Origin of the sequence: Shinella yambaruensis, assembly GCF_050859155.1 — a bacterium.
Lineage (GTDB): Bacteria > Pseudomonadota > Alphaproteobacteria > Rhizobiales > Rhizobiaceae > Shinella > Shinella yambaruensis.
Genome location: NZ_CP150639.1, coordinates 490,146 through 515,196, shown reverse-complemented (window position 1 = coordinate 515,196; position 25,051 = coordinate 490,146). Strand labels below are relative to the sequence as shown.

Below are 25,051 nucleotides of genomic sequence, written 5' to 3'. Positions count from 1 at the left end.
GTCTCCTCACAGAAGGGCGTGGACCTCGTCGATCGAGGTCGCGGCGGTCGGCTTGTCGAAGACGATCTCGCCGCGCGCCATGGCGACGATGCGGTCGCAGGACTGGAAGACGTGCTGCATGTTGTGCGAGATGAAGATGCCGGTGAGACCCTGCGCCTTCAACCCGCGCACGAAGCCGATCACCTTGTCCGTCTCCTTGACGGAAAGATGGTTGGTCGGCTCGTCGAGGATCAGCACCTTCGACTTGAAATGCATGGCGCGGGCAATCGCCACGCCCTGCCGCTGGCCGCCGGACAGTTCGCCGACCAAGGCATCCGGCGAGCGCAGGTGCAGGTCGACATCGGCGATGGCCTGTACGCTTTCGGCGCGCATGCGCTTCTGGTCCATGAGGCCGAAGCCGAAGACAGACCATTTCAACGGCTCGCGGCCGATGAAGAGATTGCGGGCGATCGACATGGTCGGGACCATGGAATTGTACTGGTAGATCGTCTCCAGCCCGTGGCGCATCGCATCCTTCGGGCTGCGCAGGTCCACCTTCCTGCCCTCGATCAGCACCTCGCCGGAATCCTGGTGATGCACGCCGGAGAGGATCTTGATCAGCGTCGACTTGCCGGCGCCGTTATCGCCGACAAGGCCAACGGTCTCGCCGGGATGGATGATGAGGTTGACGTTCTTCAGTGCGTGTACGCCGCTGTACCATTTCTGCAGGTTGCGGCATTCGATGACCGGTGTCGTCACTTGTGCGCCTCCACCTTGATCTTGCGGGACATCTTCCCCATCCAGGCATTGGCGATCACCGCGAACATGGTGAGCACGCCGATAGCGAACTTGAACCAGTTGGCATCGACGCGCGACAGCACGAGGCCGTTGTCGATGGTGCGGATGAGCAGCGTGCCGATGATGGCGCCGAAGACCGTGCCGATGCCGCCGGCAAGCGCCGTGCCGCCGATGACGGCGGCGGCGACCGCCTGCAGTTCCAGCCCCTCGCCGATCGAGGGCAGCGGCGAGCCGAGGCGCAGCACCTGGAGCAGGCCCGCAAAGCCGGCAAGCACCGAGCAGAGCATGAAGCAGACGATCTTCACGCGCTTGACGGGAATGCCCATCGAGGCCGCCGCCTCGTTGAAGCCGCCGGTGGCGCGGATCCAGTTGCCGAAATTGGTGAGCGACAGGAGCGCCGCGGCAAGAACGGCGATGCCGACGAACCAGACGAAGGACATGCGGAAGAGCGCGCCCTGCCAGATATAGTCCGTGAAGAGCCAGGTCGGCAGGTCGGAGGGCAGGAGCGGCGGAAAGCCGCCGGATATGACGATGGTGAGCGAGCGGGCGATGAACAGCATGCCGAGCGTGGTGATGAAGCTCGGGATCGAGAATTGCAGCGTCACATAGCCGTTGATGAAGCCGATCACCGCGCAGATCGCAAGGCCGAGCAGCACGGCGGCGGTGAAGGGCACGCCGGAATTGAGGATCACCGCCATCGACATCGGCATCAGCGCGAAGACGGAGCCGACCGACAGGTCGAATTCGCCGCAGATCATCAGGATCGTCACGCCGATGGCGACGAGCGCCATTTCCGGCAGGAGGCCCATGACGCCGCGCACGTTCTCGAAGGAGAGAAGCACGCCGTTCGACTTCACCTGGAAGACGGCAAGGAGGACGATCAGGAGGGCAAGGCCCGCAAGCTCCGGCTTGTCGAGATAGATTTTCAGAAACCGCTTCATGGGCTCCACTCGTGCTTCGGTGCCCCGCCCGAGCGGCAAGGCACCGGTTTCCCATAGGAGCGCCGGATCAGCGCAGGCCCTGCTTTGCCATTTCGAGAATGGTCGGCACGTCCTTGGGCGTGACGATGCCCTGCCCCGTGTCGATGTCCGACGGCGTCAGGCCGGCAGTCTTCCACAGATAGGCCTGCATGACCGGCATGAAGCCCTGCATGTAGGGCTGCTGGTCGACCTGCACCTGCACATAGCCGGCCTCCATCTGCTGCAGGACCTCCGGCACGAGGTCGAAGCCGCCGAGCAGCACCTTGCCGGGCTCGATGCCGCGGTCCTTCAGCACCTTGGCGACGCCGGCATGCCAGTAGCCGGTGTCGAAATAGGCCGTGGTGTCCGGGTTGGCGTTGAGATAGGCGCCGATGCGGTCGGCGGTCAGCGCGAGATCGGTGGCCGAATCGATGCGCGTGATGGTGATCTCGCGGTCGGCATGCTCGGCCTTGTACTCTTCCAGGAACTTCATCACGCCGCCGGCGCGCTGCTCGGACCAGGTCTGGCCCGGCGCATTGACGCCGACCAGCAGGTTGAGCGGGCCTTCCTTGGGGAAATTCTCCGACTGCGCCTTGGCGAGCGAGTAGCCGGCCGCGGTGAAGCCCTGGCCGATGAAGGCCTTGCGGGCATTGCCCTTGGCGCCTTCGCTGTCGTCCACATTGACGGCGAGCACGAGGATGCCGGAATCGACGGCTTCCTTGATCACGTTGTCATAGGCGTTGTTGTCGACGATCGCGACGAAGATCGCATCCGGCCTGGAGGCGATGGCCGCCTGAAGATTGGCGACGGCCTGCTCGACCGAGCCTTCGGTCTGCGTGAGGATCAGCTGGCACGAGGCCCCGACCTTCCCGCAGGCGTCGTCATAACCCTTCTTGACCGATTGCCAGAAGGTGTTCGAGGCGGACGAGTGGCTGATGAAGGCGATGTTGAGGCCTTCCGCGCTGGCACCCGAGGCCATCAGCCCCAGCCCGAGGGCTGTTCCTGCAAGAAATTTCCGGATCATCATGATGCGTACCTCCCGTTGAACATCAATCGTTGTCGTCCCGGCGTCACGCCACGCCGTCGAAGAATTCCGTCCGCGCCCGGGCGATCTCGGGCAGCGATTTGAGGATCTCGCGCAGATGCGTGCGCAATGCCGTCTCGGCCTTGCCGACGTCGCCGGCGGCGATCGCATCGACGATGCGTTCGTGCTGGTCGATCAGCCGGCCGATCTGGATGTCGTCGACGCTGAGGAAGCGGACGCGGTCCATCTGCGCCTTGACGCTTTCTATGACGCTCCAGGCATAGGCGCGGCCCGCGGCCGCCGCGAGCGTGTGGTGGAAGAGTTCGTCGAGCCGCAGAAAGGCGGCGCGGTCGTCCTGCGGCACCTGCTTCTGCCTTGCGATCTGGTCGCGCAGCTCCCGCACGGTCCCGGCCGTGTGCTCGCCGGCGACCTGGCGCACGATATCGGCTTCGATCGCCTCGCGCACGAAGCGCACGTCCATCACGGAGGCGGTGGAGATCCGCGTCACATAGGTGCCGCGCTGCGGCAGGACCTGAACAAGGCCCTCCTCCGACAGCTTGATGAAGGCTTCGCGCACCGGCTGGCGGCTGATCGACAGGCTTTTGGCGATCTCGGCCTCGGAGATGCGCTCGCCCGGCGTCAGCTCGGCCTGGATGATCTGCTCGCGCAGGATGCGGTAGACCTGCGGCCCGACGGCTTCGGCGGCCGAAAGAACGCGCTGCGGTTTGATGTTCTGCATTCCGGCCTCCTCCATCCCGTTACAGGCTACTAGCCTACTACCATACAAGTCAAGTGGTCAGCGTTACACGATCACTCCAGTGCCGAAGTCCGGCGCGAGACGTCGAATTTCCGGTCGAGATCCGGCGCGAGATCGACGCCGTGGCCCGGCCCGGGGGGAACGGTGATCATGCCGTTCGTCACGGTCGGCAGCTGCGTCGTCAGCTCGGCGTACCAGGTCTTGTAATAGGCGCGCACGCTTTCCTGCACGAGCGCGTTCGGCGCGTTCAGCGACAGGTGCGTCGAGGCGGCGAGCACGACAGGACCGGTGCAGTCATGCGGAGCGACCGGCAGATGCCAGGCCTCCGCCATGGTGGCGATCTTCTTGGCCTCGGAAAGGCCGCCGCACCAGGAAAGGTCGAGCATGACGACACCGGCGGCATCCGTCTCCATCAGGTCGCGGAAGGCCCAGCGGGTGGCGAGCGTCTCCGAGGCGCAGAGCGGCGCGCGGCTCGCCGCCGCATAGCGCTTGAGGCTGGAGAGCGAATCCATCTTGATCGGGTCCTCGTGCCAGAAAGTGGCGTAGGGCTCGAGCGCCCGGGCGATCTGGATGGCCGGGGTGAGCTGCCACATGGAGTGGAACTCGACCATGATGTCCATGCGGTCGCCGACGCGCTTGCGGATCTTCTCGAAGGGTTCGAGCGCCTTGCGCAGGTCCGGCCCGGAAATGTACTGGCCGCCGCTCTTTTCCGCCGCGATGTCGAACGGCCAGATCTTCATGGCCGTGATGCCCTCCGACAGGAGGTCTTCGGCAAGCTCGTCCGCCCGCTCCAGGAAGCCGTTGAGGTCGTCATGGTCGCGCCGCGGGCCGCCGATGCCGTAATTGCCGGTCTGCTGGCCCTTCGCCTCGCGCATGTAGGTATTGCCGGCGCAGGTGTTGTAGGTGCGGATCTCGCGCCGCGAGAAACCGCCGAGCAACTGGGCGATCGGCAGGTTCGTCGCCTTGCCGAAGAGGTCCCACAGGCCGATATCCACGGCTGAATTGCCGCGCATCTCCGCCCCCGTCGAGCGGAAGCCGAGATAGCCCGTCAGGTCCTTCGAGATGCGGTCGATCTCCAGGGGATCGCGGCCGAGCAGCTTCGGCGCCACGACCTCGTGGATGTAGGCCTCCACCGTCGCGGCCATGAAGAAGGTCTCGCCGAGCCCGACAAGGCCCTCGTCGGTGTGGATGCGCACCCAGAGGATGTTGGGAAAGTCGCGGGCGCGGACGGTTTCGAACGCGGTGATCTTCATGCTCAATACACTCCCGCCGCCAGCAGCGCCTTCACCGTCAGATCGAAATGCTCGACCATCGCCTGCTCGCCCGTCGTCGGGTCGCCATTGGCGATGGCCCGGGCGATGGTCATGTGGCCGTCGATGCTTTCCTGCCGCGTCTCGTTGCTGGCGCGGCTTGCCCAGCCGATCGGCCAGGTCTGGCGCGTCACCACATGGAACGAGCCGACGATCAGCGAGAACATCGGATTGCGCGACGCCGCGCCGATCGCCTCGTGGAAGGCGATGTCGTGCTCCATCACCTTTTGCGGCGCGTCGAAATCCCGCTGCATCGCCTCGGCCAGCGCGACGATCGCGGCGGCCTCGCGGTCCGTGCGGCGCATCGCGGCGAGCACGACCGTCCGGCGCTCCACCGTGCGGCGGACATCGAAAATCTGCTGGATCGTCACCTGGTCGGTGTGCACGGCATGGTCGGTGACCAGCGCCAGCACGTCCGCCCTCGGCGCGGCCACCCGCGGACGACGGCCGTTGCCGATATCGATCAGCGTCAGCGCGGACAGCGAGCGATAGGCCTCGCGCACGATGCCGCGGGAAACGCCGAGCTTTTCCGCGAAGGCGCCCTCGCTCGGCAGCCAGTCGCCGACCTGCAGGCCGTTTTCGCGGATGTGGATCCGGACGGCATCCATGACGCCGCCGAGCAGGCCTTCGCCGCCCTTCTGCCCGCCGGCCGCATCCGGTTCCGACTTCGATTCCATCCCGTCGCCTCCTACCTATCATATAGGTACTTAGTGACCTTGAATTAGATTCACTCTCAGCTATTGTCAACGTGAATTTGGCGGATGCGGGAGGGCTGCGCGTGAAGGCAAGGATCGAATACGCCGCGGGCGACATCGTCGGCGAAAGCATCATCTGGTCCGGCGAGGAAGAGGCGCTCTACTGGGTGGATATCGGCGGCAAGCGCATCCACCGCCATGAGCCGCGCAGCGGCGAGCATGCCGACTGGCCGGCGCCGGACTTCCCGACGTCGATCGGCCTTCGCGCCTCCGGCGGCTTCATCGTCGGGCTGCGCCGCGAGGTCGCCTTCTGGCGGCCGGGCGAAGCCTTCGAGACCTTTGCTGTGCCAGAGCCGGACCTTGCCGACAACCGGCTGAACGAAGGCCGCGTCGCGCCCGACGGCTCCTTCTGGGTCTCCACCATGCAGAACAATCTCAACCCGGACGGCTCGCCCCGGGCGATGGACCGCAAGTCCGGCGCCATCTACCGGATCGACCCCACCGGCACCGTCACGCAGCTCACGCCGCGCGAATACGGCATCACCAACACGATGGGCTGGACGCGCGACGGACGCTTCCTCTTCGCCGATACGCCGGAAAACGAAATCTACGCCTTCGCCTACGATCCAACAGCGAAGACGATCAGCGACCGGCGCACCATCGTCAGCGGCTTCGAGCGCGGCCTGCCGGACGGCTCCTGCATGGATGCCGAGGACACGCTGTGGAACTGCCGGGTGGTCGGCGGCGCCTCGGTCGCCCGCTTCACCGCCGACGGCGCGCTGCTGGCGCTGGCGGAACTGCCCGTCACCTGGCCGACAAGCTGCACCTTCGGCGGCCCGGACCTCTCCACCCTCTACGTCACCTCCGCCCGCTTCACGATGAGCGCCGAGCACCTTGCCGCAAATCCGGCGGAGGGCAGCCTCGTTGCGATCGACGGGGCCGGCGCCGGCATTCCCGAACCGAGATTCGCCGGCTGATACCCATCGAGAAATCCCGGTTGACAATCTGGTATGGTAGAATGTTAGTTAAGCCGAGCGGGAAGGAGAACGACCATGAGCGCGGATGAATTTTCCGGCAGGAGCATCATCGTGACCGGCGGCAGCCTCGGCATGGGCCGGGCCTGCGCGGAACGGTTCGCGGGTGCCGGCGGCAGGGTCCTCGTCGTCGCGAACGATGCCACATCGGTGGACGAGGCCGTCGCGGCGATCGGGCCGAACGCCTCCGGCTTCGTCGGCGACGTGCGCCGGGCGGACGACATGGAGCGCGCCGTCGCCACGGCCGTGGCGCGCCATGGCGGCCTCGACGTGCTCGCCTGCTGCGCCGGCATCCAGCGCTACGGCACGGTCGTCGACACGCCGGAAGATGTCTGGGACGACGTCTTCGACATCAACCTGAAGGGCATCTACCTCGCCTCCCGCTTCGCCATCCCCGAAATGCGCAAGCGCGGCGGCGGGGCGATCGTCGCGATCTCCTCCGTGCAGGCCTATGCCTCGCAGGCGGGCGTCGCGGCCTATACGGCCAGCAAGGGCGCGATCAACGCCCTGGTGCGCGCGATGGCGCTCGACCATGCGGCGGAGAACATCACGGTCAACGCCGTCTGCCCCGCCTCCGTCGACACGCCGATGCTGCGCTGGGCGGCGGACCTGTGGAAGGGCGAGCACAGCCAGGATGAGACGATCGCGCTGTGGGGCAAGGGCCATCCGGTCGGCCGGGTGGGAAAACCCTCCGAGATCGCCGATCTCGTCGCCTTCCTCGCCAGCGACAAGGCCCGCTTCATCACGGGCGCGGACATCAAGATCGATGGCGGCACGATGGCCAAGCTCGGCATCGTCCTGCCCGAATGAACGAGAACCGGAGACCCGCCATGAAACGGCCCGTCATCACCGACATCCGCGCCACCACCGTGACGGTGCCGCTCGAGGCGCCGCTGCGCCATTCCAACGGCGCCCATTGGGGACGCTTCGTGCGCACCATCGTGGAGGTCGAGACCGATGTCGGCCTCGTCGGGCTCGGCGAGATGGGCGGCGGCGGCGAAAGCGCCGAGGCCGCCTTCCGGGCGCTGAAGCCCTATCTCGTCGGCCACGATCCGTTCGAGCTGGAGCAGCTCCGCTTCAAGATCTGCAATCCGACCGCCAGCCTCTACAACAACCGCACGCAGATGCATGCGGCCATCGAGTTCGCCTGCCTCGACATCATGGGCAAGTTCCTCGACGTGCCGGTCTACGATCTTCTCGGCGGCAGGATGCGCGATGCGGTGGGCTTTGCCAGCTACCTGTTCTTCCGCCTGCCGAACAAGGAGACGGGCGCGGGCGAGATCCGCACCGCCGACCAGCTCATCGACCAGGCGCTCAGCCTCAAGAAGACGCACGGCTTCACCGCCCACAAGCTGAAGAGCGGTGTCTTTCCACCGGATTACGAGCTGGAGGTCTACCGGGCGCTGGCCAAGGCCGTCGGCACCGACAGCGTGCGCTACGACCCCAATGCCGCCTTCACGGTGGAGGAGGCGATCCGTTTCGCCAAGGGCATCGAGGACCTCAACAACGACTATTACGAGGACCCGACCTGGGGCCTCAACGGCATGCGCCGCGTGCGCGAGAACACGCATATGCCGCTCGCCACCAACACGATCGTCGTCAATTTCGAGCAGCTTGCCACCAATGTCCTGGCGCCGGCCTGCGACGTCATCCTGCTCGACACGACCTTCTGGGGCGGCATCCGGCCCTGCATCAAGGCGGCCGCCGTCTGCGAGACCTTCCAGCTCGGCATCGCCGTGCACTCCTCCGGCGAGCTCGGCATCCAGCTCGCCACCATGCTGCATCTCGGCGCGGTGCTGCCGAACCTCGTCTTCACCGGCGATGCGCACTACCACCAGCTCGTCGACGACGTGATCGTCGGCGGCCCGATGCGCTATGTCGACGGCAAGATCGCCGTGCCCACCGCCCCCGGCCTCGGCATCACGCTCGACCGCGACAAGCTCGGCCAATATTCCGATCTCTACAAGTCGCTGGGCGGCTACGCCTATGACCGCGACCCCGCCCGCCCCGGCTGGTTCTCGACCGTGCCGAACACGCGCTGGGCCGACCCGGCCGACGACCGGATCGTGGATTACTGAGCCGGATCGTCCCCGAAACCGTCGAGCAGGCCGATATCGGCCGGCATGCCGGGCCGGAGGAAGCCGACGTTTTCCTCCAGTCCCATCAGGCGGCTCGGGTTTGCCGTCGCCATCCTCAACGCGTCTTCGAGGGAGATGACCACCGCATCTGCCGGTCGCCCTCGGCGGCAGCTGCGACAAGCGCGTCCGGAACGTATCGACGTCCCAAAGGTCGGCCTTCGGGGACCTCAATGGAAGTCGCGGGATTTGACGCGGATGGTCTGCACCGCCTCGCGGGCTTGCGGCTGCGCGGCATCGCCACGCCGGCCGATGGTGGCGAAGTCGGCCGAAAGATCGGTAAGGTGCTGCACGACGATATGCACCACCTCGCCCTCCCGCTGGATGTAACCTTTGACGCCGATCATTGGCGCGCCCATCACGATGGGGCGATAGGCGAGGAAGACCTTGCGCCAGACGACGAGGTTGGCGATGCCCGTCTCATCCTCGATCGTCACGAAGATGACACCCTTGGCCGAGCCCGGCTGCTGGCGGACGAGCACGATGCCGGCCGTCTCGACCTTCTGGCGATCGCGAAGCCGCGTCGCTTCGGCGCAGGAAAGCAGGCGGCGGCGGGCGAGGCCCTCCCGCAGGAAGCTCACCGGATGGGCCCGCAGCGTCAGGCCGACGCGGCCATAGTCCTCCACCACCTCGCCGCCCGTCGCCATGGGCCGCAATGCTACCACCGGTTCCGTCAATTCCGGCAGGGCCGCGGCCTCCCGCTCGGCCGCCGCGGAAAACAGCGGCAGCGGCTCGTCCCGCAAGCCGCGGATCGTCCACAAGGCCTCGCGCCGGGAAAGCCCGAGCGATGGCCGGAAGGCATCCGCCTCGGCAAGCCGCACCAGCGTGTCGGATGCGAGTTCCGTGCGGCGCCAGAGGTCATCGACCGAGGCAAACGGCGCCTCGCCCCTTGCTGCAAGAAAACCGCCCATCTCCTTGTTGTCGAGGCCCTTGACCATCCGCAGCCCGAGCCGCACGGCAAGCCGCCCCTCCTCGTCCGTCGGCTCCAGCGTGCAATCCCAGCGGCTGGCATTGATGCAGACCGGACGCACCTCCACCCCGTGCTCGCGCGCATCGCGCACGATCTGTGCCGGGGCGTAGAACCCCATCGGCTGGGAATTGAGCAGGGCGGCGCAGAAGACGTCCGGGTGATGGCATTTCATCCAGGCGGAGGCATAGGCGATGATCGCGAAACTGTAGGCGTGGCTTTCCGGGAAACCGTAGGAGCCGAACCCTTCGAGCTGGCGGCAGATACGTTCGGCGAAGTCGCGGGCATAGTCGTTCCTGACCATGCCCTCGATCAGTTCCTCACGGAATTTGTCGACCCCTCCGGTCTGCTTGAACGTCGCCATTGCCCGGCGCAACTGGTCGGCCCGTCCCGGCTCAAAACCCGCACAGTCGATCGCCACCTGCATCGCCTGCTCCTGGAACAGCGGTACGCCAAGGGTTCTTTTCAGAACCTTCTCGAAAGCAGGCTTGGGATATTCCACGCTCTCCAATCCCTGCCGCCGCCGCAGATAGGGATGCACCATGTCGCCCTGGATCGGCCCCGGCCGGACGATCGCCACCTGGATGACGATATCATAAAACTCCTTCGGCTTGAGGCGCGGCAGCATGGACATCTGCGCCCGGCTCTCGATCTGGAAGGTGCCGATCGTGTCGGCCCTGGAGATCATCTCGTAGGTCGGCGGATCGTCCGCGGGGATGCTGGCAAGCGTACGGCTCTCTCCCTTGTGCTCCCGCAGGAAATCGAAGGCACGGCGCATGCAGGTGAGCATGCCGAGCGCCAGCACGTCGACCTTCATGAAGTTCAGGTACTCGATGTCGTCCTTGTCCCATTCGATCACCTGGCGGTCGTCCATGGCCGCCGGCTCGATCGGCACGAGATCGTCCAGCCGGTCGCGCGTCAGCACGAAACCGCCGGGGTGTTGCGAGAGGTGGCGTGGCGTATTGATCAACTGGCGGGCAAGCTCGAACAGCAGCCGGAGGCGGCGATCGTCCACATTGAGCCCGGCCGCGTTCGCATGGCTTTGCGGGACGTCGTTGGACCAGCCCCAGACCTGCGAGGACAGCGCCTTCAACACATCCTCCGGCATGCCGAGCGCGCGTCCGACATCCCGCATGGCCGCGCGCGAGCGATAACGGATGACGGTGGCGCAGAGCGCCGAGCGATCCTTGCCGTAGGTCTCGTAGATCCACTGGATCACCTCCTCCCGGCGCTCATGCTCGAAATCCACGTCGATATCGGGCGGCTCGCCGCGCTGCTCCGAGACGAAGCGCTCGAAGAGGAGGCTGCCATTCTCCATCGGGTCGATCGCCGTGATCTCAAGGACAAAGCAGACGGCACTGTTTGCGGCCGACCCCCTGCCCTGGCAGAGAATCGGGACAGGCAGGTTGCGGGCATGGCGGACGATGGAATTCACGGTAAGGAAATACGGCGCGTATTTCATTTTCTCGATGAGCCGCAATTCGTAAACGAGCTTACTGCGCACCTCCTCGGGCACGCCGCCGGGATAGCGCCTGGCCGCTCCCTCCCACGTATATTTCTCCAGCGCCTCCTGTGGCGTGAGGTGCGCATACTCCTTCTCGTCCGGATACTGATACATCAGCTCGTCCAGCGAGAACCGGCAGCGCTCGACGATCTCCAGCGTCCGCCGCAACGCCTCCGGATAACGCGCGAAGAGACGGTGCATTTCCTCCGGGGGCTTGAGGTAGCGGTCGGCGTGGCGTTCGCGCAGGAAGCCGGCATTGTCGATGGCGACGTTGTGGCGGATGCAGGTGACGACAGCGCTCCTTGAAATGCGTGTGCAGGCGGCGCAGCTGGAAGGCGGCGGTCTCGTCCGCCTCGTCCGGCACCAGCACGGCGAGGAGACCCTCGCTCCAGTCGACGACATCGAACCAGTCGAGATGGCACTTGCCCTTGCCGGCCCTCTCCTTGCCGATGGTGAGCAGGCGGCAGAGACGGCCATAGGCGGCGCGGTCGGTCGGATAGACGAGCAGCGACATGCCATCGACGAGGTCGAGCCGGCAGCCGATCACCAGCCGCACCGACGGGGCATCCTCCGGAAGCTCCCGCGACGCCTTGAAGGCCTGGACGACGCCGGCAAGGCTGTTGCGATCGACGACGGCAAGCGCCTCGATGCCAAGGGCGCTTGCCTGCGCAAACAGATCCGCACAGCTGCTCGCCCCGCGCAGGAACGAGAAGTGGGACGTCACCTGAAGCTCGGCGTAGCGCGGATTCATGCGAAAATCCCGTGCAGGAACCAGCGGCCGATGCCGCTTGCCGCCTGCTCTTCGTTGCCGGAACGGAAGAGCCAGAAGCGTTCCCCCCCTGTGTCCTCGACCTGGAAATAATCCCGCACGGCCGCCAGCTCGGCATCGCGCTTCCACCATTCGCCGAAGATGCGCTCCGGCCCATCGGCCCGCTTGACCAGCCGCCGCACGCCGCGCCAGGTGAAGGAGGCGGGCGGATGGTCCGGCAGGAGGGCCATGACCTCCACCGGCTCCGGCCGGGCCAGGAGACGGGCGGGACGCGGCCAGTGGCTTGGCCAGGTCGTGCCCGTCTCGGGCGAAAGCGGCGGAATGCGGCGGAAGGAGCGCTCCGGCACGTCGCTTTCGACCGGGGCGATGCGGTAGAGGCGCGCGGCACCGATGCGGTTGACGATCACGTCGACGAGGCCGGCAAGGTCCGCTTCCTCCGCCTCAATCAGGGAGGAGACGGCCTGTTGCAGGACAAGCGGTTCGGCCAGCGTCGCGGTCAGGTCCATGATCTCGATGCCGAAGCCGGGATCGATCGTCTCGATGCGGTCCGCCAGGAGCCGGATGAGCTGTCTTTCGTCGCGCGCGGGCCGCGCCGTGCCGATGCGGATCGCCTGCAGGGAATTGTCGACACGATGGAAGAGGAGATCGAGCCGGCGGGCGCCGAGGCCGCGTTTTTCCAGCGCCGCGCAGAGATCGCGCACGAGACCGGCCGTGTAGCGCGCGATGGTCTCGGGGGCGCCGATCGGCTCGCCGAAAACCTTGCGGACCGTGACGAGCTCCGGGTCGCGCAGCGGATCGACGGGTTCGGAAATCGTGCCCTGGAGCTGGTCGAGCCGGCGGCCGAGAAGCGGGCCGAAGCGCAGGACGAGCGGCGCGCGCGGCACGGCCAGCACATCCCCGATCGTGGAGAAGCCGAGCACATGAAGGCCCGCCACGGTTTCCGGCGGTATCCGCAATCCCGCGACCGGCAGGGGCGACACGGTCTCGCCGGCCTTGCCCGGCGGGAGGACGCATACGGGATCGGCAAGGAAGCGGGCGGCGGCATGGGCCGCACCCCAGCTGTCGGCGATGGCGGCACGGGCAAAGATGCCGGAGGCGGAAAGACGGTTGACGAGGCCGGTCAGCATGCGCGCCTCACCGCCGTGCAGGTGATCGGCGCCGGTCGTGTCGATGACGAGGCCATCGGGCGGGTCCGGGGCGACGATGGGCGCATAGTGCTGCAGAGCCCAGAGCGCGAGGCGGCCCAGGGCAGCGGCATCGGCCGCGGGGTCGGCCGGCATGGTGGTAACGCCCGGCAGCAGCGCATGGGCCTTGGTGAGCGGCATGCCGACGCGCAGGCCCGCCTGCTCGGCCGGCCGGCTCACCGCCGTCAGGATGCGGCGCGCGCCGTCGCGGCCGACAAGCACGAGCCGGCTATCCGGCGGCGGCGCCGATGCGCCGAGCGCCCGCCGCAGGCGATCGATCGGCCAGCCGGGAAGAAAAAGCGATACGACCCTCGGCATCGGTGGCCTCCACGTCAAAGTCCGCCGCCTCGCCGGCCCGGCAGCGGGCCAGCTCCAGCAGCCATTGCGCCCGGCCGATGCCGGGCACGGGAAGGGGTGCGGAAGGCCGCACATGGACCCGCCAGCGCGTCACCGCGGCGGAGGGCTGCGCAAGGGCAGCCGCCTCCTTCCGGTGGCGGAAGCGGCGCAGGGCAAGGCCGAGCGTGCCGCCGGCCTCCGCGGCGAGCTGCAGGCGGCGCGAGGCGGTCATCGACAGGCGCGCCACCTCGGCGACGACGGCGCCGAGCCCGCCATGGCGCAACCCCTCCTCGAAACAGAGCAGCAGGCTCTTCTCGTCGCCCGCCTCCACATAGAGGACGCGGCCGGGCGCAAGCCCCGCCTGCGCCAGCGCCGGCGCGAAAAGATCGGGCCGCGTGAGGCACCAGAGCACCTGCCCCTTCGTGCGCGCGGCGATGCCGGCGGCAAAGAGCATTGCGGCGCTGGCCTCGACGGCATCGTTGCCGCCGCCGCAGATCTCGTGCAGGCTGGCCAGCGCCAGCCCGCCGCCCGGCAGCCGCTCGTCGATCTCCGGCACGCCGAAGGGCAGCACCGCCCGGTCGCGCTGGGCGCGGCCGTCGAACTGCCGGATGCGGTCGCGCAGATCGGCGACAACGGCATGGACGGAGGCGGACATCGGCTTGGCGGGCTCCCGGCTGAAAGACAATATGTTCTCTATTTGTTCTCAAAATCCGCAAGAGTCAATCGCCCGGTCATGCCGGAAAGATCACAGTTTGAATCATCGTCGGGAACCAAGTGGCGCGGCAAAAGTTCTCCTTTCGCCATTCCATCAAATCCAGGAGACATGTCCATGGCTGACGAAAAGAGCACCGGCAAACGCACGCTCGGCGTCGTTGAGGGGCGCGACAACATTTCGGAAGACGCCCGTGCTGCTGCGGCCGAAGCAACGGTGAACGAACAGATCGAGGCGCTGAAGACGGAAATCAGCCGGCTGAAGGAATCCGCGGGGCTGATTGCCGAAGGCACCGGCCAGCTGGCGGTCGCCAAGGCGGAATCGCTGCGTGACGAGGTGCGCCAGACGATCCAGGCCAACCCGCTCGCCGCGCTGGCCGGCGCCGCCTTCATCGGCTATCTGTTCGGCCTTCGCCACCGGTGACATGCGTATCCCCGGGCCAGGCCCGGGGATACGGAGAAACCAAGGAAACCCGCGTCTTGCATCCGTTTCCTCACAGCATGAAAAAGCCCGGCGATGCCGGGCTTCGTCTGTTCAGAACCAGCGCTGGCGGCGGGGCGGTTCGCTTTCGAGCGAGCCGAGCAGGTAACCGATGACGACGCCGGCAAGGCCTGCGGTCAGGACGACCGTCGAGAGCGCGGCCGGGTGTTCGCGCGCGGCCTGCGCGACGGCGGCGCCTTCGTTGCGTACATATTTCGTTGCCGAGCGGACGGCCGGTCGGGCAGCCTCCACGGCATTGCCGGCGCGATCGCGGATGGTCTCGTAGGCCTCGCTGCCGCGTTCGCCAAGGTCCTTCTGGAGCTGGGCGATCTCTGCGCGCAGGGCGGAAATCTGGGATTGGACGTCGTTGCTTGCCATTGCGGTCTCCTTGTCAGCAATGGAGACCGAACGGTTTTCGCGCGGCTTGGTTCCCGACGGCCGGGCGATTTGCCCTTCAACCGGCCTGGCGGCGACCGTCGCGGCGGATCTGCGAGGGCGTATCGCCGAAAGCGGCACGGAAGCGGCGGGTGAAGTGCGACAGGCTCTCGAAACCGGTCTCCAGCGCGATCTCGATCAGCGGCTTGTTGGTGCGCATCACCATGGTGAGCGCCGCGGCCATGCGGATCTTCATGTAGATCGCGCTCGGCGAGGCGCCCATGTCGCCCTCGAACAGTCGCTCGAGCTGGCGGCGGGAGACACCCGTCATGGTGGCGATGCTGTCGATCGACAGGAGGTCCTCGGTGTGCTGTTCCATCATCATGATGGCGAGGTGCACGCGGCGGTCGCGGGCCTCGAGGCCGAGCGGATTGCGCGGCTGCACGTCGGTCGCATCGCGCCGGTGGCGGATCTGCAGGATTTCCAGCGCGTTGCGCTCGGCCGCCTCGCCGACATGGTGGCGCACGAGCGTCGCGGCGAGATCGGCGACGCTGCTGCCGCCGGCACAGGTGGCAACCTTGCCGTCGAAACGGAAGATCTGTTCCGACGTCGCTTCGATATCGGGAAAACGGCCGCGGAAATCGCGGTGGTGCAGCCAGCTGACGCAGGCCGTGTGTCCCTTCAGAAGGCCCGCCTCGGCCAGGATGAAGCTGCCCGTACAGAGGCCGATCAGCCCGACGCCGGTCTGGGCGGCCTTGCGCAGATAGGCCTGGGCATAGCTGTCGATGGGCTCCTCCACCGACAGGAGGCCGCCGACGACGGCGATGTAGTCGAAACAGGCGGGATCGGCAAAGGGCGCGGTCGGGGCGACCTGGATGCCGCTCGACGAGGTGATGAAGTTGCGCGTGCTGCTCAGCACGTCCCAATCGCAGTGGACGCGGCGCGAGCGGTCCTCGCTGTCGCTGGCCAGCCGCAGCGTATCGACGAACAGCGCGAAGGCCGACAGCGTGAAACTTTTCGACAGGATGAAGCCGACCCGCAGCGCCTTCGGCGCCAGGGCACCGTTCATCTCTTTCGACGTGCGAACATCTGCCGCCATCCAGCTCTCCCAGGCCGTTCCGCCGGACACTATCGTCGAAGGCACGAACCGCTGGCAAGAGCCATAGCAGATTTCGCGCGCCGTCTCCATTCCCCGAACGCCGCCGGCTGCCGGTCCTGCACAGGCCGGCCGGAATTGCCTTACGCAAAACCGCTTCACACTTTTGCTGGAATTGCTTTAGCGGGCAAATTTGCGGGCGCCGGCCACGCAAAGCACGATGGCGAGCGTCGTGGCCAGCATCAGCGGGCTCACGCGCTCATGCAGCAGGACGGCGGCGAGCAGCAGGCCGAAGAAGGGCTGGAGCAGCTGCAGCTGGCCCACCGCCGCGATGCCGCCGAGCGCCAGGCCCCGATACCAGAAGACGAAGCCGATCAGCATGCTGAAGACCGAGACATAGGCGAGCCCGGCCCAGGCGCCGCCATCGATGCCGGCGAAGGTCTCGGGCAGCGAGACGAGCGCGATGATCGCCATCAGCGGCAGGGAGAGGATCAGCGCCCAGGAAATGACCTGCCAGCCGCCGAGCGTGCGCGAGAGCTTGGCGCCTTCCGCATAACCAAGGCCACAGGCGACGATGGCGGCGACCATCAGGAGATCGCCGACGAGCGAGACTTCGCCGCCCGAATTCAGCGCGAAGCCCACCACCGTCGCGCTGCCGATGCCGGAGAACAGCCAGAACAGCGGCTTCGGCCGCTCCCCACCGCGCAGCACGCCGAAGATGGCGGTCGCCAGCGGCAAAAGCCCGACGAAGACGATGGAATGGGCCGAGGTGATGTATTGCAGCGCCAGCGCCGTCAGCAGGGGGAAGCCGACGACGACGCCGAGCGCGACGATTGCCAGCGAAAGGAGCGTATCGCGCGACGGCCTCGGCTGGCGCAGGGCAAGGAGCAGCGCCGCACCCAGCAGCGCGGCGATGACCGCGCGGGCCGATGTCAGGAACAGCGGCGAGAAATCCGCCACCGCCACGCGGGTCGCCGGCAGCGAGCCGCTGAAGATGATGACGCCGGCAAGCCCGCTGCCCCAGCCTTCCATGGATGTTTTCATTGGTCCTCGCATTCATCCTTCTTCTACGGCGGCAGGGCTGGCGAAGACAGGGAAGGAGCGATACAATTTAAAAGAACTGTACTGGTTCAATCGGCAATACAGAGGGGGCAATCCCTATGGCAAGGCGGCCGCCCCTCACCCTAACCCTCTCCCCGCAAGCGGGGAGAGGGGACGTGCCCCACGCGACGATGATCGGTCGGGAAACCGGCGCGGCATATCCTTTCGCCCCGCTTGCGGGGAGAAGGTGCCGGCAGGCGGATGAGGGGGAGGACGAGCGCCTCATCCGCCTGCCGGCAAAGAAGAATCCTGGATGCGGAAAGAGAACATGACCGAAAGCACGAGCCGGATTTCCGAGGTCATGGCGGCGATCAACGACCGCATCGCCAGCCGCGCGCTCGCGCCGGGCGACCGGCTGCCCTCGATCCGCCGCTTCGCCGCCAAGATGGGCGTTTCGCCCTCCACCGTCGTGGAGGCCTATGACCGGCTTGCGGCGGAGGGGCTGATCCAGGCGCAACGCGGCTCCGGCTTCTATGTCTCGCAAACCGCCCTTCCCCCGCTGAAGCTTGCCGCGGCGGAGACGCCGAAGGCGCGGGCGGTCGATCCGTTCTGGGTGTCGCGCCAGTCGCTCGACGCCGATGCCGCGGTGCTGAAACCCGGCTGCGGCTGGCTGCCGGCGGACTGGATGCCGGATGCGGCGCTGCGCCGCGCGATGCGCAGCCTGGCGAAGAGCGACGGCGACCTCCTGTCCTATTACGGCAGCACGCGCGGCTCCTCGTTCCTGCGGCGGCTGCTGCTCGGGCGGCTCGCGGAGGAAGGCATTTCGGCCGGGCCGGAGCACCTGATGCTGACGAGCACGGGCACGCAGGCGCTCGACCTGATCGGCCGCTTCCTGCTGCGCCCCGGCGACACGGTGCTGGTAGACGATCCCTGCTACTTCAATTTCCAGGCGCTGCTGAAGGCGCATCAGGTGACGGTCGTCGGCGTGCCCTATACGCCGTCGGGCCCCGACATCGCAGCCTTCGAGGCCGTGCTCGCGGCGGAGCGGCCGCGGCTCTACGTGACCAACTCGGCCATCCACAACCCGACGGGCGCGACCCTGTCGCCGCAGGTGGCGCACCGCCTGCTCAACGCGGCCGCCGGCAGCGAGACGATCATCGTCGAGGACGACATCTTTGCCGATTTCGAGCCGGAGCCCTCCACCCGGCTTGCCGCGCTCGACGGGCTCGACCGCGTCATCCGCATCGGCAGCTTCTCCAAGACGCTCTCCGCCTCCGCGCGCTGCGGCTATATCGCCGCGCGGACGGATTGGGTCGAAGGGCTGGTCGACCTGCAGATCGCCACCAATTTCGGCGGGCCGAGCCCGATCTCCAGCGAGATCATCGCCCATATGCTCGCCGGCGGCGGCTACCGCAAGCACATGGAAGAGCTGCGCCGCAAGCTGGTGCGCGCCCGGCGCGAGGTGGCGGAGCGGCTTTCGCGACTCGGCATCACGCCCTGGCTCCAGCCGCGCGGCGGCTTCAACCTCTGGTGCCGGCTGCCGGAGGGGCTCGATTCCGGCGAGGTCGCGCAGGCCGCCCTTGCCGAAGGCCTCGTGCTCGCCCCCGGCAACGTCTTCAGCGTGTCGCAGAGCGCCGCCGGATTCATGCGCTTCAACGTGGCGCACATGCTGGAACCGCGCGTCTACCAGGTCCTTGCCGATGCGTTGAAACGAACGGCCTAGCGCATTTCCGATGAACTCCGTTTCACCGGAAATGCCCTGGATTCTTGTTTTTACCGCATTATCCGACGCCGAAGCGACTTCGCTTCGGCTGGAAATGCTCTAGCGCCGCTTCGCCAGCATGGAGCGCGACAGCACCACGACGAGGCCGATCACGACGGTCGCGGCGATGAAGAGGAAGGCGGCGGCGGCGATGGCGGGGCTGATGTTCTCGCGGATGCTGGAGAACATCTGCCGGGCCAGCGTGCGCTGGTTGGGACCGGCGACGAAAAGCGTCAGCACCACCTCGTCGAGCGACGTGGCGAAGGCGAGCACCGCGCCCGAGAGCACGCCCGGCATGGCGAGCGGCAGCGTCACGCGCCGGAAGACCGTGGCGGGCGATGCGCCGAGGCTTTGGGCCGCAAGCTCCACCCGCTCGTCGATGCCGGCGAGCGCGCCGGTGACGCTGACCACCACGAAGGGCACGGCGACGACCGTATGGGCGATGATCACCCCGGCATAGCTGTTCGTCAGGCCGAAGCCGGCGAGCAGCACCTGCATGCCGACGCCGAGCACGACCGCCGGCACCACCATCGGCAGCAGGAAGAGCGTGCGCATGGAGCCGCGGAAGAAGAGGAGCCGGTTGCGCAGACCCAGCGAGGCGGCCGTGCCGAGCACCGTGGCGAGCAGCGTCGTGCCGGTGCCGATGATCAGGCTGTTGACGATCGCCCGCCGCCAGGCATCGGCGGTGAACAGCTCCTCGAACCAGCGCAGCGACCAGGAGGGGACCGGATAGGTGAGGATGACGCTCGAGGTGAAGGCGAGCGGCAGGATGGCGATGAGCGGCGCGACGAGGAAGAGGATCGTCAGCGCGGCGAAGGCGGTCTTGGCGAGCTTCATCGGCATGGCCTATCGCCTCCCCGGTTCATCGGCGGAGAGCCGCGCATAGACGCTGTAGAGCAACAGCGTCGCGACGAGCAGCACGACGCCGAGTGCGCCGGCCATGCCCCAGTTAGCCGAGCCCGTGGCGTAGAAGGCGATGATGGACGAGATCATCTGGTCGCCCGGCCCGCCGATCAGCGCCGGCGTGATGTAGTAGCCGATCGCCGAGATGAAGACGAGCAGGCTGCCGGAGGCGACGCCGCGCAGGCTGAGCGGCAGAAGCACGCGCAGGAACGCCCGCCAGGGCGGCGCGCCGAGCGAGGCGGCGGCCGGCATCAGGTTCTTGGGAATGGTGATCAGCACGGAATAGATCGGCAGCACCATGAAGGGCAGCAGCACATGGGTCATGGCGATGATGACGCCGGTGCGGTTGAAGATCAGCGGCAGCGGCGCGTCGATGATGCGCAGCCAGCGCAGGAGATCGTTGATCAGCCCCTGTTCCTGCAGGAGGATGAACCAGGCGGCGGTGCGCACCAAGAGCGAGGTCCACAGCGGCAGCAGCACGGCGCCGAGCATCAGGTCGCGCTTCCAGCCGGTCAGCGAGGCGGCGATGATCGCATAGGGAAAGCCGATGCAGGCGCAGGCGAAGGTGACGAGCGCGGCGATCCAGAAGGTCCGCACGAGGATCACCCGGTTGACGGACTGGTCGGCCGGCAGGTGCTCGATGCTGCCCGCGGCATTGCGGCCGAGATCGACGGCGGCGAGCAGGTTGCGGTCGGTATAGGGCGAGAGCGCGTCGGCGATCGCCAGCCAGAATTCCGGTCGTTCCCAGCGCTGGTCGATGGAGACGAGGTCGGCGGGCGGATTGGCCGTGTCGTCCAGCGCGCTCGTCGTCTTCGCCATCAGCGTGCGGAAGCCGGAGCGGGCGCTGTTGAGGCGGCGCACCATGTCGCCGAGCGCCTGGTCGTCGTCGACGGCCTTGAGGTCTTCCATCAGCGCCGCCTGCATGGGCATGGTCGGCGGCGAGGCGCGATCCCAGTCGGCCAGCACCTCGGCGCTGCGCGGCAGGAGGCGCAGCACGGCCGGATCCGACACGGCCTGCGACATCATGCTGATCAGCGGCCAGACGAAGAAGCCGACGAGGAAAAGAAGCAGCGGCGCCAGCAGGAGGAGCGACCGGCCGGTTCGGGAGGAGCCCGCGCTCATGGCGCGATAACCCGGCAGTCACCGGCCGAAAAGCCCGCATAGACCCGCGTGCCCGGCGGGAATTCACGCGACCGGCGGCCGAGCTTGGCGATCAGCGGATGGGCGGCGTTCTGCAATTGCACGCGCAGGTGATCGCCCTGATAGACGCTGTCGGTGACCTCCGTTTCCAGGCAGTTGCGCGCATCGCCCCGCGTCTCGCTGAGATCGACCCGCTCCGGCCGGATGGAAAGGAAGACGGGCTGGCCGGAGGAGACGCTGCCGGAAACCGCCGAGACGATCTGCGCCCCGGACGGCAGGCGCACGGTCGCCTCCTCCCCCTCGACCGCCTCGACGACGCCCTCGACCAGGTTGGTCTCGCCGATGAATTCGGCGACGAAGCGCGTCGCCGGCTCGTCATAGACCTGCCGGGGCGTGCCGATCTGCTCGATCCTGCCCTTGTTGAAGACGGCGACGCGGTCCGACATGGTCAGCGCCTCCGACTGGTCGTGCGTGACGAAGACGATCGTCAGGCCGAGGCGGCGGTGCAGGTCGCGGATATCGAGCTGCATCTGCTCGCGCAATTGCTTGTCGAGCGCACCGAGCGGCTCGTCCATCAGCACGACGCGCGGCTCGAAGACCAGTGCGCGCGACAGCGCCACGCGCTGCTGCTGGCCGCCGGAAAGCTGCGAGGGGCGCCGGTCGGCGAAGGCCGAAAGCTGCACCATGTCCAGCGCCCGCTTGACGCGCCCCTCGATCTCCGCCCTGCCCATGCCGCGCATCTGCAGCGGAAAGGCGACGTTCTCGCCGACCGACATGTGCGGGAAGAGCGCGTAGCTCTGGAAGACGACGCCCATGTCCCGCTTGTGGGTCGGCACGTCGTTGATCGCGGTGCCGTCGAGCAGGATGTTGCCCGATGTCGGCTGCTCGAAACCGGCGAGCATCATCAGGAGCGTCGTCTTGCCGGAACCGGACGGGCCGAGCAGGCTGACGAACTCGCCCTTGTCGATGCCGAGATCGAGATTTTCGACCACGCAGAGCGGGCCGTAGAATTTGGTGATGCGGTCGAAACGGATGAATTCGGCCAAGGTCATTCTCCATCGGAACGGTCGCTGGCGGGCAAGCACCCCTCATCCGCCTGCCGCCACCCTCTCCCCGCAAGCGGGGAGAGGGGGATGTTGCGCCGTTTTCCTCAACATATGCCTGCGCGCCTGTTTAGGCCCGAGCCTTGCCGCAATTGCCTTCTCCCCGCCTGCGGGGAGAAGGTCGCGGCAGCGGGATGAGGGGCATTTCCGCCCCGCAAGCAGCAGCCTTACTGCGCCAGCCAGGCGTTGAAGCGCTGGGTCAGCGTTTCCGCATTGTCGATCCAGAAATCGACATCGAGGGCGATCGAATCCGTCATGTTGGCCGGATCGGTCGGCAGGTCCTTGGCGAACTCGGCCGGAACCTTGGCCGCCGCTTCCTTGACCGGCAGGCCGTAGGCCACGAATTCCGGCAGCTTCGCCTGGTTGTCGGGCTCGCTGGCAAAGGCGATGAAGTCCTGCGCGGCGTCCTTGTTCTCCGCATCCTTCAGCACGACCCAGCTGTCGACGGCGTAGATGCTGCCCGGGAAGACGACCTTGAAGTTCTTGCCTTCCGTGCGGTTGATGCCGGTGATGCGGCCGTTATAGGCCGACGTCATCGCCACTTCGCCGGAGGCGAGGAACTGCAGCGGCTGGGCGCCCGATTCCCACCAGACGATGTTCGCCTTCAATTCGTCGAGCTTCTTGAAGGCGCGTTCGACACCCTCTTCCGTGCCGAGCACGTCATAGAGCTCGTCCTTGGAGACACCATCGGCGAGCAGCGCGAATTCGAGCGTGTATTTCGGCCCCTTGCGCAGCGAGCGCTTGCCCGGGAACTTTTCGACGTTCCAGAAGTCCGCCCAGGAGGTCGGGCCTTCCGCCAGCTTGTCGCCGTCATAGGCGATCGCCGTGGACCAGACGATCGCGCCGACGCCACAGTCATTGACCGCGCTGTCGAGGAACCTGTCCTTGCCGCCCATCTTGTCCCAGTCGATCTTCTCGTAGAGGCCGTCGGCACAGCCGAGCGCCAGTTCCTCCGCCTCCACCTGCACGGCATCCCAGTTCGGCGCGCCGGCCTTGACCTTCGACTGGATGACGCCGATGCCGCCGTCCCAGGCTTCGTCGAGCACCGGCTTGCCGGACTTTTCGGCGAAGGGCTTGAAGTAGATGTCGCGCTGCGCGTCCTGGTAGTTGCCGCCCCAGGAGACGATGGTGAGGTCGCGCGCGAGCGACGGCGCGGCAAGGCCTGCCGACAGCACGATGGCCGCGGCCGTGAGCATTCCGGATTGAAAGACAGTCTTCATTGCACTCCCCTTTTCTTCGTTTGTGAAGGAACCGGATGGCCCGGCCCCGATGACGATCCTTTGTCGGACTGCCGGCCCGCCTCGGCCTTTGGCCTGTCGGCGGTGCTTGCAGCCTCTCCGGTCGTCGCGCCCTTTCCCCTGGGCGTTACGGCCGATTGATGCATTCCGGGTCTTCCCGGTCAACGGGATATTTTCCCCGCTTGACGGTCGTCAGACGTGCTGCCCTCCGTTGATGTGGATTTCCGCGCCGTTGATGTAGGAGGACGGCTCGGTGCAGAGGAAATAGATGGTTTCCGCGACTTCCCGCGGCTCGCCGAGCCGCCGCATCGGCACTTCCGCCGCCACCAGCTCGTCGGTTCCCGGCGAGAGGATCGAGGTCTCGATCTCCCCCGGTGCAATCGCATTGGCCCGCACGCCGCGGCGGCCGAATTCATGCGCCATCTCGCGCGTAAGCGAGGCCAGCGCCGCCTTGGAGGCCGCATAGGCGACGCCCGCGAAGGGATGCACGCGGGAACCCGCGATCGACGTGACGTTGACGATCGAGCCCTTCGCCGCTTCCAGCTCCGGCATCAGCGCGCGGGCGATCAGCGCCGTCGAGACGAGGTTGACATTGAGCACCTGCGTCCAGACGTCGGCATCCGTATCGAGCACGCCGAGGCGGCTCCTGCCCGGCCCCTTCGGCGAAATGCCGGCATTGTTGACGAGCGCATGCAGCCGGCCGTTCGGCAGCCGCTCGCGCACCGTGGCGGCCAGCCGGTCGATCTGCGAAAGGTCGGCAAGGTCCGCCTGGATATGGCTTTCACGGGCGGACGGCCAGGCGCATTCCTCGGAAAAGGGCTGGCGGGAGACGGTCAGGATACGCCAGCCCTTCGACTGGAAAAGCTTGACCGTCGCATGGCCGATGCCGCGGCTCGCTCCCGTCAGCAGCATGTAGCGGCGTTCTTCGGTCATAAGCGATCTCCATTGATGCTTGATACATCGTAATAGGCCATTTCCGAATTGCAAGCCCTCCCGCGTGAAAGGCTATGCCCGGCGCGCCTCCCGCGCCCCGACCCCTTCGATGCGCTCCAGGATCGGCTTGCCGCCGAGCAGGATATCGTCGACGATCGCCATCGAGGCCGCTGCCGGATCGTGGCGCTTCAGCGCTTCCACGACCGGATAGTGATGATCGATCATCGCCCGGCCGCCGGCGATATAGGCGTCCGAAATGTGCGGCCCCATCTGCAGCCAGAGCCGCCGCAGGATGGTCGTCAGCACCGGAAGCCCGGCGATCTGCGGCAGCAGGAAGTGAAAGGCCTGGTTGAGCTGTGTGCCCTTCAACCGGTCCCCGGCCGCGATTGCCTGCTCGTTTTCCCGCAGGATCTGCTCCAGCGCCTGGATATCCGCGCTGGTCGCCACCTGCGCGGCGGTTTCCGCCGCCAGCCCCTCCAGCCGGATGCGGATCGCCCGGATTTCCCGGTAGCGGCTTTCGCTGAGGCCCGGAATGCGGATGTCGCGCGGCGAGCGGAAGGTGATCGCCTCGTCATTGGCCAGCCGCAGGATGGCGTCGCGGATCGGCGTGACGCTGGTGCCGAACTGCTCGGCGAGGTCCCGGATCTTCAGCCGGTCGCCGGGCTGGAACCGGCCCTGCATCAGCGCGTCGCACAGCGCGCCATAGACGACGCTGTTGAGGTTTTCGTGTTCCAGTGTCGTGAATTCAGCCATGGCACTGATCCGCAAAATCGAGTAACAAGATACTTGATGCATCTTTTTTGACGTGTTTCAAGTA

Annotated in this window: 23 protein-coding genes and 1 pseudogene; 5 read left to right on the top strand and 19 right to left on the bottom strand. The window is 66.9% G+C overall.

Going from position 1 to position 25,051, the window contains the following annotated elements; all coding sequences use genetic code 11:
• Positions 1 to 6 precede the first annotated feature (6 nt).
• From WMC41_RS24735 to WMC41_RS24710, 6 genes are all read right to left on the bottom strand, one after another.
• Positions 7 to 738, bottom strand: a complete 732-nt coding sequence (locus WMC41_RS24735; protein WP_432348562.1) for an ATP-binding cassette domain-containing protein — start codon at positions 736 to 738, stop codon at positions 7 to 9.
• Positions 735 to 1,718: an ABC transporter permease gene (locus tag WMC41_RS24730; protein WP_244766602.1), complete on the bottom strand. Its 984-nt coding sequence runs from the start codon at positions 1,716 to 1,718 to the stop codon at positions 735 to 737. The genes WMC41_RS24735 and WMC41_RS24730 overlap by 4 nt, the downstream gene beginning before the upstream one ends.
• 67 nt (positions 1,719 to 1,785) lie before the next feature.
• Positions 1,786 to 2,760: a sugar ABC transporter substrate-binding protein gene (locus WMC41_RS24725; RefSeq protein ID WP_432349336.1), complete on the bottom strand. Its 975-nt coding sequence runs from the start codon at positions 2,758 to 2,760 to the stop codon at positions 1,786 to 1,788.
• Between the two features lie 46 nt (positions 2,761 to 2,806).
• Positions 2,807 to 3,499, bottom strand: a complete 693-nt coding sequence (locus tag WMC41_RS24720) for a GntR family transcriptional regulator (protein WP_244766601.1) — start codon at positions 3,497 to 3,499, stop codon at positions 2,807 to 2,809.
• 71 nt (positions 3,500 to 3,570) lie between these two features.
• Positions 3,571 to 4,770, bottom strand: coding sequence for a mandelate racemase/muconate lactonizing enzyme family protein (locus WMC41_RS24715; RefSeq protein ID WP_432348560.1), 1,200 nt, complete (start codon positions 4,768 to 4,770; stop codon positions 3,571 to 3,573).
• Positions 4,771 to 4,772: 2 nt separating this feature from the next.
• Positions 4,773 to 5,504 (bottom strand): FadR/GntR family transcriptional regulator, encoded by a 732-nt coding sequence (locus WMC41_RS24710; protein WP_064333114.1) that lies wholly within the window; start codon positions 5,502 to 5,504, stop codon positions 4,773 to 4,775.
• Positions 5,505 to 5,605: 101 nt separating this feature from the next.
• Between WMC41_RS24710 and WMC41_RS24705 the strand changes: the two genes are divergently transcribed.
• From WMC41_RS24705 to WMC41_RS24695, 3 genes are all read left to right on the top strand, one after another.
• The gene (locus WMC41_RS24705; RefSeq protein ID WP_432348558.1) at positions 5,606 to 6,499 is read left to right on the top strand and encodes an SMP-30/gluconolactonase/LRE family protein; all 894 of its coding nucleotides are present in this window, start codon (positions 5,606 to 5,608) and stop codon (positions 6,497 to 6,499) included.
• Positions 6,500 to 6,574: 75 nt separating this feature from the next.
• Positions 6,575 to 7,366 carry an SDR family NAD(P)-dependent oxidoreductase gene (locus tag WMC41_RS24700; protein ID WP_244766598.1) on the top strand — a complete coding sequence of 264 codons (792 nt, stop codon included), beginning with the start codon at positions 6,575 to 6,577 and terminating at the stop codon, positions 7,364 to 7,366.
• Between the two features lie 20 nt (positions 7,367 to 7,386).
• Positions 7,387 to 8,634 (top strand): enolase C-terminal domain-like protein, encoded by a 1,248-nt coding sequence (locus WMC41_RS24695; protein ID WP_272807934.1) that lies wholly within the window; start codon positions 7,387 to 7,389, stop codon positions 8,632 to 8,634.
• Here WMC41_RS24695 and WMC41_RS24690 read toward each other — a convergent pair.
• The 4 genes and pseudogenes from WMC41_RS24690 to WMC41_RS24675 all read right to left on the bottom strand — a co-directional run bounded on the left by WMC41_RS24690 (position 8,628) and on the right by WMC41_RS24675 (position 14,106).
• Entirely contained in the window at positions 8,628 to 8,747 is a 120-nt protein-coding gene (locus tag WMC41_RS24690) for a hypothetical protein (RefSeq protein WP_432348555.1), read from the bottom strand. The two genes, WMC41_RS24695 and WMC41_RS24690, sit on opposite strands and share 7 nt — an antisense overlap.
• A gap of 114 nt (positions 8,748 to 8,861) precedes the next feature.
• Positions 8,862 to 11,913, bottom strand: a pseudogene (locus WMC41_RS24685) (error-prone DNA polymerase).
• A complete protein-coding gene (locus WMC41_RS24680; RefSeq protein ID WP_432348554.1) occupies positions 11,910 to 13,433 on the bottom strand; it encodes a DUF6504 family protein in 1,524 nt (507 codons plus the stop codon). Before WMC41_RS24680 ends, WMC41_RS24685 begins: the two are co-directional and overlap by 4 nt.
• A complete protein-coding gene (locus tag WMC41_RS24675) occupies positions 13,345 to 14,106 on the bottom strand; it encodes an ImuA family protein (protein ID WP_432348552.1) in 762 nt (253 codons plus the stop codon). Before WMC41_RS24675 ends, WMC41_RS24680 begins: the two co-directional genes overlap by 89 nt.
• Positions 14,107 to 14,280: 174 nt before the next feature.
• On the opposite strand from WMC41_RS24675, the gene WMC41_RS24670 reads away from it, so the two are divergent.
• Positions 14,281 to 14,586 carry a hypothetical protein gene (locus tag WMC41_RS24670; protein ID WP_244766593.1) on the top strand — a complete coding sequence of 102 codons (306 nt, stop codon included), beginning with the start codon at positions 14,281 to 14,283 and terminating at the stop codon, positions 14,584 to 14,586.
• Positions 14,587 to 14,697: 111 nt separating this feature from the next.
• On the opposite strand, the gene WMC41_RS24665 is transcribed toward WMC41_RS24670, so the two are convergent.
• The 3 genes from WMC41_RS24665 to WMC41_RS24655 form a co-directional block, all read right to left on the bottom strand.
• Complete coding sequence (locus WMC41_RS24665) at positions 14,698 to 15,021, bottom strand: hypothetical protein (RefSeq protein WP_244766592.1); 324 nt, start codon at positions 15,019 to 15,021, stop codon at positions 14,698 to 14,700.
• 76 nt (positions 15,022 to 15,097) lie between these two features.
• Positions 15,098 to 16,117: a GlxA family transcriptional regulator gene (locus WMC41_RS24660; protein WP_432348549.1), complete on the bottom strand. Its 1,020-nt coding sequence runs from the start codon at positions 16,115 to 16,117 to the stop codon at positions 15,098 to 15,100.
• 177 nt (positions 16,118 to 16,294) lie between these two features.
• Entirely contained in the window at positions 16,295 to 17,158 is an 864-nt protein-coding gene (locus tag WMC41_RS24655; protein WP_432348547.1) for a DMT family transporter, read from the bottom strand.
• 325 nt (positions 17,159 to 17,483) lie between these two features.
• Between WMC41_RS24655 and WMC41_RS24650 the strand changes: the two genes are divergently transcribed.
• A complete protein-coding gene (locus tag WMC41_RS24650; protein ID WP_432348545.1) occupies positions 17,484 to 18,878 on the top strand; it encodes a PLP-dependent aminotransferase family protein in 1,395 nt (464 codons plus the stop codon).
• Positions 18,879 to 18,977: 99 nt separating this feature from the next.
• On the opposite strand, the gene WMC41_RS24645 is transcribed toward WMC41_RS24650, so the two are convergent.
• From WMC41_RS24645 to WMC41_RS24620, 6 genes are all read right to left on the bottom strand, one after another.
• Positions 18,978 to 19,760, bottom strand: a complete 783-nt coding sequence (locus tag WMC41_RS24645; protein WP_244766589.1) for an ABC transporter permease — start codon at positions 19,758 to 19,760, stop codon at positions 18,978 to 18,980.
• A gap of 3 nt (positions 19,761 to 19,763) precedes the next feature.
• Positions 19,764 to 20,942 carry an ABC transporter permease gene (locus WMC41_RS24640; protein WP_272807927.1) on the bottom strand — a complete coding sequence of 393 codons (1,179 nt, stop codon included), beginning with the start codon at positions 20,940 to 20,942 and terminating at the stop codon, positions 19,764 to 19,766.
• Positions 20,939 to 22,012 carry an ABC transporter ATP-binding protein gene (locus WMC41_RS24635; protein ID WP_432348544.1) on the bottom strand — a complete coding sequence of 358 codons (1,074 nt, stop codon included), beginning with the start codon at positions 22,010 to 22,012 and terminating at the stop codon, positions 20,939 to 20,941. Before WMC41_RS24635 ends, WMC41_RS24640 begins: the two co-directional genes overlap by 4 nt.
• 218 nt (positions 22,013 to 22,230) lie before the next feature.
• The gene (locus WMC41_RS24630) at positions 22,231 to 23,259 is read right to left on the bottom strand and encodes an ABC transporter substrate-binding protein (protein WP_244766658.1); all 1,029 of its coding nucleotides are present in this window, start codon (positions 23,257 to 23,259) and stop codon (positions 22,231 to 22,233) included.
• A 234-nt stretch (positions 23,260 to 23,493) separates the two neighbouring features.
• A complete protein-coding gene (locus WMC41_RS24625; RefSeq protein ID WP_244766586.1) occupies positions 23,494 to 24,234 on the bottom strand; it encodes an SDR family NAD(P)-dependent oxidoreductase in 741 nt (246 codons plus the stop codon).
• A gap of 72 nt (positions 24,235 to 24,306) precedes the next feature.
• Positions 24,307 to 24,987, bottom strand: a complete 681-nt coding sequence (locus WMC41_RS24620) for a GntR family transcriptional regulator (protein ID WP_272807925.1) — start codon at positions 24,985 to 24,987, stop codon at positions 24,307 to 24,309.
• Positions 24,988 to 25,051 lie beyond the last annotated feature (64 nt).

Excerpts from the sequence above, each read along its gene's own strand:
- WMC41_RS24730 (WP_244766602.1), bottom strand. The coding sequence starts at position 1,718 with ATGAAGCGGTTTCTGAAAATCTATCTCGACAAGCCGGAGCTTGCGGGC.
- WMC41_RS24725 (WP_432349336.1), bottom strand. The coding sequence starts at position 2,760 with ATGATCCGGAAATTTCTTGCAGGAACAGCCCTCGGGCTGGGGCTGATG.
- WMC41_RS24720 (WP_244766601.1), bottom strand. The coding sequence starts at position 3,499 with ATGCAGAACATCAAACCGCAGCGCGTTCTTTCGGCCGCCGAAGCCGTC.
- WMC41_RS24715 (WP_432348560.1), bottom strand. The coding sequence starts at position 4,770 with ATGAAGATCACCGCGTTCGAAACCGTCCGCGCCCGCGACTTTCCCAAC.
- WMC41_RS24710 (WP_064333114.1), bottom strand. The coding sequence starts at position 5,504 with ATGGAATCGAAGTCGGAACCGGATGCGGCCGGCGGGCAGAAGGGCGGC.
- WMC41_RS24700 (WP_244766598.1), top strand. The coding sequence starts at position 6,575 with ATGAGCGCGGATGAATTTTCCGGCAGGAGCATCATCGTGACCGGCGGC.
- WMC41_RS24695 (WP_272807934.1), top strand. The coding sequence starts at position 7,387 with ATGAAACGGCCCGTCATCACCGACATCCGCGCCACCACCGTGACGGTG.
- WMC41_RS24690 (WP_432348555.1), bottom strand. The coding sequence starts at position 8,747 with ATGGCGACGGCAAACCCGAGCCGCCTGATGGGACTGGAGGAAAACGTC.
- WMC41_RS24680 (WP_432348554.1), bottom strand. The coding sequence starts at position 13,433 with ATGCCGAGGGTCGTATCGCTTTTTCTTCCCGGCTGGCCGATCGATCGC.
- WMC41_RS24675 (WP_432348552.1), bottom strand. The coding sequence starts at position 14,106 with ATGTCCGCCTCCGTCCATGCCGTTGTCGCCGATCTGCGCGACCGCATC.
- WMC41_RS24670 (WP_244766593.1), top strand. The coding sequence starts at position 14,281 with ATGGCTGACGAAAAGAGCACCGGCAAACGCACGCTCGGCGTCGTTGAG.
- WMC41_RS24665 (WP_244766592.1), bottom strand. The coding sequence starts at position 15,021 with ATGGCAAGCAACGACGTCCAATCCCAGATTTCCGCCCTGCGCGCAGAG.
- WMC41_RS24660 (WP_432348549.1), bottom strand. The coding sequence starts at position 16,117 with ATGGCGGCAGATGTTCGCACGTCGAAAGAGATGAACGGTGCCCTGGCG.
- WMC41_RS24655 (WP_432348547.1), bottom strand. The coding sequence starts at position 17,158 with ATGAAAACATCCATGGAAGGCTGGGGCAGCGGGCTTGCCGGCGTCATC.
- WMC41_RS24650 (WP_432348545.1), top strand. The coding sequence starts at position 17,484 with ATGACCGAAAGCACGAGCCGGATTTCCGAGGTCATGGCGGCGATCAAC.
- WMC41_RS24645 (WP_244766589.1), bottom strand. The coding sequence starts at position 19,760 with ATGCCGATGAAGCTCGCCAAGACCGCCTTCGCCGCGCTGACGATCCTC.
- WMC41_RS24640 (WP_272807927.1), bottom strand. The coding sequence starts at position 20,942 with ATGAGCGCGGGCTCCTCCCGAACCGGCCGGTCGCTCCTCCTGCTGGCG.
- WMC41_RS24635 (WP_432348544.1), bottom strand. The coding sequence starts at position 22,012 with ATGACCTTGGCCGAATTCATCCGTTTCGACCGCATCACCAAATTCTAC.
- WMC41_RS24630 (WP_244766658.1), bottom strand. The coding sequence starts at position 23,259 with ATGCTCACGGCCGCGGCCATCGTGCTGTCGGCAGGCCTTGCCGCGCCG.
- WMC41_RS24625 (WP_244766586.1), bottom strand. The coding sequence starts at position 24,234 with ATGACCGAAGAACGCCGCTACATGCTGCTGACGGGAGCGAGCCGCGGC.
- WMC41_RS24620 (WP_272807925.1), bottom strand. The coding sequence starts at position 24,987 with ATGGCTGAATTCACGACACTGGAACACGAAAACCTCAACAGCGTCGTC.